This is a genomic window from Pectobacterium aroidearum, assembly GCF_041228105.1.
Lineage (GTDB): Bacteria > Pseudomonadota > Gammaproteobacteria > Enterobacterales > Enterobacteriaceae > Pectobacterium > Pectobacterium aroidearum.
In genome coordinates this window covers 2,800,608-2,812,984 of record NZ_CP166097.1, presented here as the reverse complement: position 1 = coordinate 2,812,984, position 12,377 = coordinate 2,800,608, and the positions used below count along the sequence as shown (strand labels likewise).

General features: G+C 50.6%; 15 protein-coding genes and 1 pseudogene. 11 read left to right on the top strand and 5 right to left on the bottom strand.

The window, feature by feature from the left end; genetic code table 11:
- Window position 1 precedes the first annotated feature (1 nt).
- The 7 genes and pseudogenes from AB8809_RS12960 (at window position 2) to AB8809_RS12930 (ending at window position 4,343) form a co-directional block, all read left to right on the top strand.
- Window positions 2-292 (top strand): barstar family protein, encoded by a 291-nt coding sequence (locus AB8809_RS12960; protein ID WP_349856733.1) that lies wholly within the window; start codon window positions 2-4, stop codon window positions 290-292.
- 142 nt (window positions 293-434) lie between these two features.
- Window positions 435-1,979 (top strand): annotated as a pseudogene (locus AB8809_RS12955) (VENN motif pre-toxin domain-containing protein); the annotation flags it as partial.
- An 89-nt stretch (window positions 1,980-2,068) separates the two neighbouring features.
- Complete coding sequence (locus AB8809_RS12950) at window positions 2,069-2,590, top strand: DUF2247 family protein (RefSeq protein ID WP_349856731.1); 522 nt, start codon at window positions 2,069-2,071, stop codon at window positions 2,588-2,590.
- A 251-nt stretch (window positions 2,591-2,841) separates the two neighbouring features.
- Window positions 2,842-3,330 (top strand): hypothetical protein, encoded by a 489-nt coding sequence (locus tag AB8809_RS12945; RefSeq protein ID WP_349856730.1) that lies wholly within the window; start codon window positions 2,842-2,844, stop codon window positions 3,328-3,330.
- Complete coding sequence (locus tag AB8809_RS12940) at window positions 3,282-3,491, top strand: hypothetical protein (RefSeq protein ID WP_349856736.1); 210 nt, start codon at window positions 3,282-3,284, stop codon at window positions 3,489-3,491. The genes AB8809_RS12945 and AB8809_RS12940 overlap by 49 nt, the downstream gene beginning before the upstream one ends.
- Window positions 3,492-3,500: 9 nt before the next feature.
- On the top strand, window positions 3,501-3,863 hold the full coding sequence (locus tag AB8809_RS12935) for a hypothetical protein (protein ID WP_349856729.1): 363 nt from the start codon (window positions 3,501-3,503) through the stop codon (window positions 3,861-3,863).
- Between the two features lie 189 nt (window positions 3,864-4,052).
- Window positions 4,053-4,343, top strand: a complete 291-nt coding sequence (locus AB8809_RS12930; RefSeq protein WP_039511310.1) for a hypothetical protein — start codon at window positions 4,053-4,055, stop codon at window positions 4,341-4,343.
- A 52-nt stretch (window positions 4,344-4,395) separates the two neighbouring features.
- Here AB8809_RS12930 and AB8809_RS12925 read toward each other — a convergent pair whose 3' ends face one another.
- Window positions 4,396-4,620 (bottom strand): SymE family type I addiction module toxin, encoded by a 225-nt coding sequence (locus AB8809_RS12925; RefSeq protein WP_349856728.1) that lies wholly within the window; start codon window positions 4,618-4,620, stop codon window positions 4,396-4,398.
- Between the two features lie 240 nt (window positions 4,621-4,860).
- On the opposite strand from AB8809_RS12925, the gene AB8809_RS12920 reads away from it, so the two are divergent.
- A complete protein-coding gene (locus AB8809_RS12920; protein ID WP_349856727.1) occupies window positions 4,861-5,118 on the top strand; it encodes a hypothetical protein in 258 nt (85 codons plus the stop codon).
- Window positions 5,119-5,308: 190 nt separating this feature from the next.
- Window positions 5,309-5,584: a hypothetical protein gene (locus tag AB8809_RS12915; protein WP_349856726.1), complete on the top strand. Its 276-nt coding sequence runs from the start codon at window positions 5,309-5,311 to the stop codon at window positions 5,582-5,584.
- Between the two features lie 84 nt (window positions 5,585-5,668).
- Here AB8809_RS12915 and sdaA read toward each other — a convergent pair whose 3' ends face one another.
- The 3 genes from sdaA to pabB form a co-directional block, all read right to left on the bottom strand.
- Entirely contained in the window at window positions 5,669-7,033 is a 1,365-nt protein-coding gene (gene sdaA / locus AB8809_RS12910) for an L-serine ammonia-lyase (protein ID WP_180776868.1), read from the bottom strand.
- A 395-nt stretch (window positions 7,034-7,428) separates the two neighbouring features.
- Window positions 7,429-8,022: a CoA pyrophosphatase gene (locus AB8809_RS12905; RefSeq protein WP_349856725.1), complete on the bottom strand. Its 594-nt coding sequence runs from the start codon at window positions 8,020-8,022 to the stop codon at window positions 7,429-7,431.
- Window positions 8,019-9,461 (bottom strand): aminodeoxychorismate synthase component 1, encoded by a 1,443-nt coding sequence (gene pabB, locus AB8809_RS12900; protein WP_349856724.1) that lies wholly within the window; start codon window positions 9,459-9,461, stop codon window positions 8,019-8,021. The genes AB8809_RS12905 and pabB overlap by 4 nt, the downstream gene beginning before the upstream one ends.
- A 130-nt stretch (window positions 9,462-9,591) precedes the next feature.
- Between pabB and AB8809_RS12895 the strand changes: the two genes are divergently transcribed.
- The gene (locus AB8809_RS12895; protein ID WP_015840167.1) at window positions 9,592-9,831 is read left to right on the top strand and encodes a YoaH family protein; all 240 of its coding nucleotides are present in this window, start codon (window positions 9,592-9,594) and stop codon (window positions 9,829-9,831) included.
- Between the two features lie 41 nt (window positions 9,832-9,872).
- On the opposite strand, the gene AB8809_RS12890 is transcribed toward AB8809_RS12895, so the two are convergent.
- Window positions 9,873-10,217 (bottom strand): RidA family protein, encoded by a 345-nt coding sequence (locus AB8809_RS12890; protein ID WP_015840168.1) that lies wholly within the window; start codon window positions 10,215-10,217, stop codon window positions 9,873-9,875.
- Between the two features lie 192 nt (window positions 10,218-10,409).
- Here AB8809_RS12890 and AB8809_RS12885 point away from each other — a divergent pair, with 192 nt between their 5' ends.
- Window positions 10,410-12,347 (top strand): ATP-dependent DNA helicase, encoded by a 1,938-nt coding sequence (locus AB8809_RS12885; RefSeq protein WP_349856723.1) that lies wholly within the window; start codon window positions 10,410-10,412, stop codon window positions 12,345-12,347.
- Window positions 12,348-12,377 lie beyond the last annotated feature (30 nt).

The following is a 12,377-nucleotide window of genomic DNA, read 5'->3' as shown; positions in this document are numbered from 1 at the left end:
TATGAGTGAAATAATTTTGGATGGGGTAAGTATAAAAACCGAGCTTGACTTCCATAATGCTATGTCTGACTTATTAGATTTTGGTCCTTATTATGGGCGAAATTTAGATGCTCTCAGGGATCGGTTAAGTAATGATGTAGAAAGGCCCGTAAAAATAGTCTGGGTGAATTCTGATTATTCAAAGAGTTGTCTTGGTGAGTGTTTTAATAAAATTGTTCAAATCTTCGAACAGACGAAACAACAAGATATCCAATTTAATTGGGATGAGAAATTTGACTATATCTTAAAGTAAAAGAATCCCAGCCCTCAGAGGCTGGGATTCTTTTTTCTGTCATTCAGCCGCTGGCCATATCACCAGTTGTCCCTGTTCGGCGGGGATAACGACCAAGTATCCGTCCCAGATCCCCCGACTTTCAGCCGATTCTTGGATAAGTGGCACGCTGCTGCTGCGGGATACGGCGAAGCAGGTGCAGGATATCGCCACGCTGAGCCGTGACGTTGAGCACGCGAACAACGCGCTCAGCCCGATCTTTAACAAAGAGAAAGAGCAGAAACGCCTGAAACAGGCGCAACTGATAGGTGAAACCGGCGCGCAGGTGATGGATATCGTGCGCACGGAAGGCGAGCTGAAGGCACAGAAAGCCGCAGAGGCCAGGGGCGATGCCACCGTCGAGCGTCCGAAAGAGGGCGATCCGACGCAGAAATGGGAGGAGTATAAAAAGGCGCTGACGGAATCACCGACCTACAAGGCCGAGATGCAGAAATACGGTACGGGGAGCGACTTCCAGCGCGCGGCACAGGCGGCGACGGCAGCGATTCAAGCCCTGGCGGGCGGGGATATCCAGAAAGCGATAGCCAGCGGTGCGTCGCCGTACCTGGTGCAACAGGTGAAAGACGTCACGCTACTGAAGGATGAGAGCAAAATCACGGCGTCGGATATCGCGGCCAACGCGATGGCGCACGCGGTGGTGGGGGCGGTGGTTGCGCAACTGTCGGGTCAGGATGCGGCAGCGGGGGCGATTGGTGCCTCCAGCGGTGAACTGGCCGCCCGTGCGATTATGGCCGCACAATACCCCGGCAAGACGGCGAACGCCCTGACGGAAGCGGAAAAGCAGTCGGTCAGCGCGCTCTCGATGCTGGCCGCCGGGCTGGTATCGGGTCTGGCTGGCAACAGCACGGCCACCGCCGCCAGCGGCGCACAGTCGGGGCGCAATGCGGTGGAGAATAACTCGCTGTCCGGAGATGAGGCCCGTCAGTTAGTAAAAGAAAGTGCGGAATGGTGGAAGAAACAGATCCGCGACAAGCTGGGTGAAGGCACTACATCGGCTATCGCGAACAGTATTATCAATGCTGTCGCTGATACTGGTGATGCTGCATTAGGTGGAACAGATTATGTTGCGGATGGTGCGATGGCACTGGCGTCATGTGCTGTCGGAGATGGTTATTGTAATAAGGCTTTAAGCGATCTGGCAGGTAAAAACCAAGCAGTAGCCGACTCGGTGAAAGCGCTGATGAAGAGTGAAACCTGGTCAGCAGTAGCCGACACGATCAAACAGGCGTCTGGCGGCAATCAGGCTGCGCTGGAAGCGACAGGTGGTATATTGGCCAGCATTATGTTGCCGGGTAAGAAAGTGCAGGGTGCTGCTGATATAGGGAAAGCGGAATCAGTTAGTGGAAATATTATTAAGAATGATATTTTAGATAATCCAAGAGTGGGGGCCGGTGAAAAAGGCACTGGTAGTGGAAATAAAATAGACCAACTGCCTAATAAGGTTGTTACTGATATCGATGGAAAAGAGATCTCTATTTATCCGGATAGAATCAAACCAACGGCTACTCAGGAGTTTCCTTCAGTTCCTAAGTCTCATGGGTTTAATGACATTGTAGATAATTATGCGGGTTCTGCTGTTAAAACCCCATTGAGTAACGGCGCAACCCTCTATCAGTTAGAGGGCAGTTTGAATGGTGTGTCGGGGTGATTTGAGTGGATACTGGATCCCAAATTAGGTGGAGTTAGCCACAGAATGTTTGTTTCTGGCGGCACAATTAATGGAGTACCATCAAAGCCATGATAGAAAAAGTATTTTTAATGGCAAACCAAATGAAGTTGGTTGACTGGGGGATGATTCTGCTTGGTGCTGAAGGGATCGCATCAGATAAGTTGTCCGCTTCTGATATTAGTAATTTTGCATGCAATGAACTTGCAAAAAACGATGGTGTTCAAGGCGATTTATTAACAGCAATATCTGAGGTGGCTTTTTGTTCTGAAATTACTGAGGAAATGAAGGGTTATTTAATATTTATATGTAATGAAAAAAATATAGATCTCAAGTTATCCCGCAGGAAATGGAGATATATTTCGCTATGCCTAACGATGCAGGAATTGCCTGATGACTGCGTATATGGTCTTCTGAAACTGAATGAATTTTGGCTGTTTTGGGGAGAGGATGCCGGAACACCAAATATAATACAAGGTGTTGGAAATCATATCTCACCTACAGAATATTACACTGATGAACAATATAAAGTAGCCATTAAGCATCATCAAGAATGGCTAGAGAAAGAAAAACAGGAAGTGTTAAAAGGTTAAAAAAATCCCGGCTCCTAAAAAGCCGGGATTTTCTTGTCTGTCATTCAGCCACAATGTATATCAGTAGTTGTCCTTGTTCAACTGTGATGTAGGGTATTCGTTCCAAATCCAGTGTCCCTTGATGCAGGACATCAGCTACGCTGAGCTGTGACGTTGAGCACGCGAACAACGCGCTCAGCCCGATCTTTAACAAAGAGAAAGAGCAGAAACGCCTGAAACAGGCGCAGCTGATAGGTGAAATCGGCGCGCAGGTGATGGATATCTTGCGCACGGAAGGCGAGCTGAAGGCGCAGAAAGCGGCGGAGGCCAAGGGCGACGCCAAAGTCAAACGTTCGCAAGAGGGCGATTCGGCGCAGGAATGGGAAGTCTATAAAAAGGCGCTGACGGAATCACCGACCTACAAGGCCGAGATGCAGAAATACGGCACGGGGAGCGACTTCCAGCGTGCGGCACAGGCAGCGACGGCGGCGATTCAGGCCCTGGCGGGCGGGGATATCCAGAAAGCGATAGCCAGCGGTGCGTCGCCGTACCTGGCGCAACTGTCGGGTCAGGATGCGGCAGCGGGGGCGATTGGTGCCTCCAGCGGTGAACTGGCCGCCCGTGCGATTATGGCCGCACAATATCCCGGCAAGACGGCGAACGACCTGACGGAAGCGGAAAAGCAGTCGGTCAGCGCGCTCTTTTTGATAATATTGCTCCTAAGACAAATTCAGTTCGTAATATTTACGATCGTGCTTTAGAGAAAGTGAATAGTGGTCAAACTAATAATGTCGTTATCAATTTGGCAGATACGAAAGCAAATGTTAGCGATTTGCAAAAACAATTTCATGATTGGCCTATAAAAGGGCTAGATAAAGGTATTGTTATTGACCAGTCTGGAAAACCAATAAAAATTAAGTAAGGTGCGTAAATGTCAATTGACATAACATGTTACACATCAATAGATATTGGTGAGTTGAAGGAAAGGCTAGATATGACGAGGAAACACACTGGTCATCTCTTTGATGGCCCATATCTTATGTTTGAGCCGCATGTAATTTTAAGCCGCCAACAACTTGAACTGATTGATGACCGTATAGAAAAGTACAATCAGGAAACTAAGTTATTAATTGCTGAGGAGTTTGGCCTAAAAGAACCAAAGTCCTATTTCTTAGTTGCGGTCAATAACAAATCCTTTCCCGATTTGAATACTTCTGAAATAGCAGATGTACTCAGGCGAGAATTAGGGGAAGGGAAGATTGTTGTGCTTCTAAATGGTGAAGATCTAATTTAAATCGTGAGTTATCCCGGCCTTAGCGCCGGGATTTTTACATCAGCCAGTCAGAAGCGCAGTTCAGTCTCAATCACCAGCCGCCCGCGTGATTATGGCCGCACAATATCCCGGCAAAACGGCGAACGACTTGACAGAAGCGGAAATTTAGAAAAGCGTTTCCTGACCAAGTAACAAAGAAAAGGTGAACAGATGTTAACGGAAAATGATATGCAGGATATATCAAGGCTTATAGCATTGTTAAATAAGGTCATTGAGTATGTTGTTGAAAAAGAAGGTCGTGACTCGCTTTGTAAGGGGATCCTTAAATCTTTAAGAATACTTGAAAGTAAGCAACGTAATGGATTTCCAAATTTATATAATTATATCATGGATGATTTTAGAATGATGGTTGATCGAGGGTATTACGGTGAGCAACGGATAGATGAAATAACAAATGAAGTATGTGAAATAATAGACTCAAATGCTTTGTTTTATAAATAGTCAACAATGAGATCCCGGCCCCTAAAAAAGCCGGGATTTTTTTGTCTGCCAGTCAGAAGCGCAGTTCAGTCTCAATAACCAGTTTACCGCGCTCAACGGTGACGATAACGGGCTGTCCGGTGTTAAAATCTAGGTCTTCCAGCCACTTGCCGCACAGCTTAGGCTGTGGGCTGGGCGGTTTTTTACCGCCGTTGGGGGCGTAACCGACGGTGTAATGCCGCTGGGGTTCTTTTACTTCAGTTGCGCGGGGCTCTGACGTAGAATCGCGTTCAGCCATGATGAACTACCTCACTTAGTTGGTTATAGTGAGCGACACTGACAGTGTTCCCGCACTGGCGGGTCGCGTTAAAATTACTGTGAACTCTGTGATTTACGGGTGAAACGGTTGGCATCGTGCATCAGTTTTGGTTGCCAGGAGGAAAGACATCTGGTGGTATTTCTGAGGCTGTAATGGATCTTTCACACAAGCCAAACGCCCAGTTGATTGATTTTATTAAATATAATGGTGATAAGTGAAATGAATGATATGGATAAATACTACACAATGAAACCATTTTCATATCCTGAGAAGGCACCATTGGCAGATGGCGAATTCTCTACCGAGAATTGGTGGAGGGTAAGGAAAATAAGTGATGATCAGTATATTTTTTTCTGTTTGTCAGGAAATCAGGGCGCTAAAGAACAAAAAATGGAAATTACAGAGAGTGAATATAATCAATTAATTAATAGTGATTTAGCAGCAAGTGATATTTGTTCGAAATACAAAATTGGCTAATGTGTAATCAGTTTGATGATAAGAATTCTGAGTGAGGGGCTTATATTCAAGTAAGCTCTAAATGCGTCCAGTACCACCTATGCGGCGGTGAGTGATAGCATCTTGCTATTGCAGAATACAGCGAAGCAGATACAGAATATCGTGCGTACGGGAGTACGGGCGTTGAAGTCATGTATAACGAGCTTTTAAAATGACAAAATCGATTGAAATAAAAGCCGCACTGAATGAGATGGCATTTTTATTAGCAGATTGCGACATGAATGACTGGTCGGAGATGTTGTTGCGACTGCGTGCTTACATGGATGAGGAGCGACAGGATGCGATTTATAGAATTCTTAATTTGTATGGCGGGATGGGATCGTTGAATGATCTCGTTTTATGTAAAAATGGGCAGATGCTGAAAGCAGAAAATGACACCTTTGCTGAATTGAGAACTCACCTTTATACGTTGGCTGTGTCTCGTTAGCACAAAAAGCTCCGCCAATTTGGCGGGGCTTTTTGTGAACTATGGTAAAAGCCGTGACGAGAACGGATTAATCACACTGCATTTTTAATCACACTGTACTTTGATCGCCAGCCCGCCTCGTGAAGTTTCGCGGTATTTGGCGTTCATGTCTTTACCCGTTTCGTACATGGTTTCAATAACCTTATCCAGCGAGACGCGGGGTTCGCTGGTGCGTCGGGTTGCCATGCGAGCGGCGTTAATCGCCTTAACGGAAGCAATCGCGTTACGTTCGATGCACGGAACCTGTACCTGACCAGCAACCGGATCGCAGGTTAAGCCCAGGTTGTGTTCCATACCGATCTCAGCAGCGACGCAAACTTGTTCCGGGCTGGCGCCCATCAGTTCTGCCAGCCCGGCGGCGGCCATCGAGCAGGCCACGCCGACTTCACCCTGACAGCCCACTTCGGCACCGGAGATGGAGGCGTTCATTTTATACAGAATGCCGACCGCGCCTGCCGCGAGGAAATAGCGGATATAAATAGTCGGGCTAACCGGTTCGATAAAGTGGTCGTAATAGGCGAGAACAGCGGGGACGATGCCGCACGCGCCATTTGTTGGCGCGGTAACCACGCGGCCGCCTGCGGCGTTTTCTTCATTCACCGCGAGTGCGAACATATTAACCCAGTCCACCACGTTCATTGGGTCGTTGGACAGCTTGTCGGAAGACACCAGCATACGACGCAGCGCAGAGGCACGACGCGGTACGCGCAGCGGGCCCGGCAGCACGCCTTCGGTGTTCATGCCGCGATCGATACAAGCACGCATCGTCTGCCAGATATCGGCAAAGTACGCGTCAATCTCCTGACGGCTGTGTAGCGCCAGTTCGTTACGCATCACCATTCCAGAAAGCGAAAGGCCGCTCTGTTTACAATGCTCCAGCATCTCTTTGGCAGAATGGAATGTGTAAGGAACGGAGACGTCAGTGGCGGTGTCTTTGCCAAAATGCTCTTCATCGACGATAAAACCACCGCCGATGGAGTAATAGGTTTTGCTATAAACTTCTTTATTGCTGGCAAAGGCGGTGATGGTCATGCCGTTTTCGTGCAATGGCAGATTTTCACTGCGGAAAACCATGCCGCCTTCGCGTGGGAAATCGACTTCATGTTGTCCATTAGCCAGTAGCAGGCGTTCGCGTTGCTCAACATCGCGGATAAAGCCGGGGATGGCGTCAATATCAACCGTATCTGGCATGTTGCCCGCCAGACCCATGATGATGGCGATATCTGTGTGGTGACCTTTACCCGTTAGCGACAGCGAGCCATACACATCGACGGCAATACGCGTTGTCGCGGTCAGTAAATCCTGGTTGATCAATTCATCGACAAATTGCTTACCGGCTTTCATCGGTCCAACCGTATGAGAGCTAGAGGGGCCAATACCGATCTTAAACATGTCGAAAACGCTTATCACGCGAAACTCCTCAAAGACTTAGGGTTGTCTCCACCCTTTATTTTCCGATCGTCTACGTCCGGTTCCTTCACCACAATCAGCTGTTTATGCTGCTAATTATCTGGTTTTTTCGGTTCTGGCGAGACATGACCTGAATTTTAGTGGATATCTACCCAAAGATTAGAATAAAACTCGTCAAATCGCGCTATTGTAGTGTGGAATATGTTGTGTGGCTTTCTTTTTCGCATGAAATAAACTTATGGTACGACACAATTTAACTTATCTCAAATGTGCGCTAAGTCATTGTAAACTATCTCAGTGAATGCTTTTTGAGCAGGAAGTCCGCTTTTAAAATAGGGATATTTAGTGAGGGAAAAGAAGTGGTGAGCCAAAAGCCGCGCTATGCGGCTGTAAGTTTAGGGCCTGTCGGAAATCTGTAAGGCGAGCTGGTGGATGATGGCAGCCGTCAGCCCCCAGACAAACTGTTGCTGATACCAGGAGAGGTAAACCCGGTGGCGCTGCTGTTTGCGCTCGATATCCAGCGGATAATAGCGTGTTAGCGCGAAAGCCTCGTCCAACGGCATTTCAAACAGCTCGGCGACTTCGTCTTCATTGGGATAGAAGCGGGTCTGTGCGGCGATGAGGCCGACAACCGGCGTGACCTGAAAACCGCTGACGCTGTCCAGCGGCGGTAATACACCCAACACCTGAACGTTTTCTGGTGGGATAGCCACTTCTTCCTGTGCTTCACGCAGCGCCGTTTCGATGAGCGAACGATCGGTTTTGTCTGCCGCCCCGCCGGGGAACGCCACTTGGCCTGCATGTTTACGTAAGTCTGCAGAACGTCGGGTCAATAACAGCGTGGGCGTAGGATGGCAAATAATTGGCACCAGAACTGCGGCCTGACGCTGCTGGTGCACAGGCCGCAGCGATGGCGGAAGCTGTAGCTGAAAGCGCGTAATAAAGTCGTTCAGCGCAAAAGCCGTTGGCGGCAAGACGATCTCACTCATTGATTCGGTACCTGAATTGTCTGGGAGCCATCCAATAGGGGAAGAATACGACCCACTTTATCAAACGTTTCCTGATATTCAGCCTGTTCTTTACTGTCAGCAACGATGCCACCGCCCGCCCAGCAGTAAATTCTGCCGCGTTCGGTTAATAACGTCCTGATGGTGATATTGGTGTCCATCGTGCCGCACAGACTGATATAGCCGATGCTACCGCAGTAAGCATTGCGGCGTTGAGGCTCCAGCTCTTCAATGATCTGCATGGCGCGGATTTTGGGCGCACCGGTAATAGAACCCCCGGGAAAACAGGCGCGTAGCAGCGTGGTTGCAGGGCAATCATCCGGTAGCTGTGCCTCGATCGTACTGACCAGATGGTGCACGGCGGGAAAAGGTTCGACAACAAACAGTTCCGGCACGCGGACACTGCCCGGAACCGCAACGCGCCCGATGTCGTTACGCAGAAGATCGACAATCATCAGGTTTTCTGAACGGTCTTTCTCTGAAGCAGCCAGCTGGGCTGCCTGCTGTTTATCCGCTTCCGGGTCTACGAGGCGCGGCAGCGTGCCTTTAATTGGGCGCGTTTGAATGCGCTGATCTTCCAGCCAGAGAAAACGTTCTGGCGATACGCTGATGACGGTATTTTCCGGTAGACGCAGGAAGGCCGAAAAGGGCGCTTTATTGCCTGCGGACAGGCGTAAAAACGCCTGCCATTCATCGCCATGGTAAGCCGCAGAAAAACGCTGCGCCAGATTGACCTGATAACAGTCTCCCGCCAGAAGGTAGTCCTGTATTTTGCGGAATTTTTCGCCGTACGCATCGCGTGACATATTCGGCTGCCAAGTGCCGGTAAGGCTGAAATCGTCTTGCAGATCTCTAACGGGTGGATTGGCTAGCCAGTCGAGCCGCGCCTGAAGGGAATGATGCACGATCAGCGTTAACGTCTGTCGGTGGTGGTCGGCAACCAGCGCCCAATCGTATAAACCGACTGCCATATCCGGCAGGTCGATGTCCCGTTCAGCCTGAGTAGGCAGCGCTTCAATCTGACGACCCAAATCATAGCCGAACAAACCCAGTGCGCCTCCCTGAAAAGGGAAATCAGGATGTGCGTCAGCGGGCAATGCCAGCGTATCAAGCTGCTGTTGTAGCAGAACAAATGGATCGCCCTCTACGGCATTAGTTACGCTGTCACGTGTGATTTCAGTCCTGTTTCCCCGCGTGCACAGCGTGACTCGCGGATCCGCGACCATAATATCGAAGCGATTGTGCGGATGATCGGCAAACCCAGAATGCAGCAACATCGCCCACGGCTGTTGGGAAAAGGGCGCAAAGCGATCGAGCAGCACAGTTGGGTAGTAAGGCAGCGTGTGATAGAGAGCGGTGGAGCCCATCGCGGTGGCCGAATCGCTGATGTTGGTTACGTGGGTCGTATTGGCGGCAGTCATGTTCTTCGTGTTGTGTCTATTATTAGGGTGTCGATTTCACTGAGCACAGCGTACCACAAAGCAGAAATGCTGGTGTATGCCGAAGCGGGCATGCGATGATACGCGCGAATTTATCAACCAGGAAACCACCATGATTGCAGGTATGCCCGCGCTGACGCACAAACAACAGCAAGATGCCGTAGAGCGTATTCAGGAACTGATGTCTGAGGGCATGAGCAGCGGCCAGGCGATAGCACAGGTTGCGGCCGAGATCCGTCAGGAACATCAGGGTGACAACGTTGCGGTGATGTTTGACGAAGATGACGACACCGTTAATGACAGCGACGAAGAACACTATTTTGATGATGGTGAAGAGGAAGACGAGCAGTAACGTCCATCCTCTTCGTTAGGAGATGAAAAAGGGATATACGGTTATATTGCCGCAATCGCTTTTATTTCGACTTTAAATTTCGGATGCATCAATTTAGCCTGTACGGTGCAGCGTACGGGCGCGCTGCCAGCCACGACCCAGGCATCCCACGCGGCGTTCATCGCGGCAAAATCATCTGCATCGGCGAGAAAAATCGTCACGTCCAACAGCTTGCTCTTATCCGTTCCCGCCTGTTGTAGGATGGCATCCAGCGCGCCCAGCGCGTTCTCCGTTTGCGCCTGTGCACCGTCATCCAGATTCTCCGGCACGCTGGTGTAATACAGCGTGTTGTTGTGGATGACGGCGTCTGACCAGCGAGCTTCAGGATTAATACGTGTGATCGCCATGAGATGAATTTTCTCCATTGTGGGGATAAGTAAAATAGAAACATCAAGCAAAACCAGTCGCCAAGCCTAACACAGCGGGGAGCGACACGCTTTCCTGATTTAGGGTGGTAGCGCCGGGTGACTCTTGGCATAATCAGCGCGATATTTTTGCCGTGACCTGAAACGGTTAGTGGCGACAGACAATGTTTTCCTATGAGAAAGAGAGCAGGCGTGACGAACGATCGGGTAATCGATGATTTTGCGAATGACGGCGCGCTGGCGAAAGCGATCACGGGTTTCAAACCGCGTGAACCACAGCGGCAGATGGCGCAGGCGGTAATGCGGGCCATCGACGATAAAGCGGCGCTGGTGGTGGAAGCGGGAACCGGAACCGGTAAAACCTATGCCTACCTTGCGCCCGCCTTGCGCGCCGATAAAAAAGTCATCATCTCGACAGGTTCAAAAGCGCTACAGGATCAGCTCTACAGTCGCGATTTACCGACGATTGCGCAGGCGCTGAAGTACAAAGGTAAACTCGCGCTGCTGAAAGGCCGCTCGAACTATCTCTGTCTGGAACGGCTCGAACAGCAGTCGCTGGGGGGCGGTGATTTACCCGCTGAAACGCTGAGCGAATTGGTCAGGCTGCGCGGCTGGTCATCGGAAACGACGGAAGGCGATGTTACGACCTGCTCAGGCGTCGCGGAAGACAGCGCGATCTGGCCGTTAGTGACCAGCACCAACGATAACTGTCTGGGCAGCGATTGTCCGCACTACAAAGAGTGCTTCGTGGTGAAAGCGCGACGCAAGGCGATGGATGCCGATATCGTGGTGGTTAACCACCATCTTTATCTGGCGGATATGGTGGTAAAGGAGACCGGCTTTGCGGAGCTGATCCCGGAAAGTGACGTCGTGATTTTCGATGAAGCCCACCAGATTCCTGATATTGCCAGCCAATATTTCGGTCAGCAGCTTTCGAGCCGCCAACTGCTGGATCTGGCAAAAGACATCATTATTGCTTACCGCACCGAAGTGCGCGATGCCTCCCAACTGCAAAAAAGTGCCGATCGCCTGACGCAAAGTACGCAGGATTTTCGGCTGGCGCTGGGCGATCCGGGGTTTCGCGGTAATCTGCGAGATGTGCTCGAACAGCCGTCGCTTCAGCGTGCGTTGCTGCTACTGGATGATGCGCTGGAGTTGTGTTACGACGTCGCGAAACTGTCGCTGGGTCGATCTGCGCTGCTGGATGCCGCTTTTGAGCGCGCCACGCTCTATCGCAACCGACTGAAGCGACTGAAAGAAGTACAACAGCCGGGCTATAGCTACTGGTACGAATGCAATTCACGCCATTTCGTGTTGGCACTGACGCCGCTGTCTGTCGCCGATCGTTTTCGCGAACTGATGAAGGACAAGCCTGCCGCCTGGATATTTACCTCCGCGACCTTGTCTGTTAACGATCAACTCTTCCACTTCACCGATAGGCTGGGGTTGGATAACGCGAACACACTCCTGTTGCCCAGTCCGTTTGATTATGCCAATCAGGCGCTGCTCTGCGTTCCCCGTCATTTGCCGGAAACCAACCGCCCCGGTGCGGCGAAAAGGCTGGCGGCGATGCTGCAACCGTTGATTGAAGCAAATCAGGGTCGCTGCTTTATGCTGTGTACCTCGCATCAGATGATGCGGGATTTGGCCGCCGAGTTCCGTGCCATGCTAACGCTGCCGGTGCTGCTACAGGGAGAGACCGGCAAGGCGCAGCTGCTGTCACAGTTTGTATCGGCGGGTAATGCCTTACTGGTGGCGACCAGCAGCTTCTGGGAAGGTGTGGATGTGCGTGGTGATACGCTCTCCTGCGTCATTATCGATAAACTGCCGTTTACCTCGCCGGACGATCCGCTGCTGAAGGCGCGTATCGAAGACTGTCGGCTGCGCGGCGGCGAGCCTTTTGACGATGTGCAGGTTCCCGATGCGGTGATTACGTTGAAACAAGGCGTGGGTCGTCTCATCCGTGACGTTGAGGATCGCGGTGTGATTGTGATTTGCGATAATCGACTGGTGATGCGTCCGTATGGCGCCGTGTTTCTCAACAGCCTGCCGCCAACGCCGCGGACCCGCGACATTCGGCAGGCAATTAATTTCCTGACGCGTAACACATAATTCCTCGCTGGCGATAGTCGTATGCCCTGG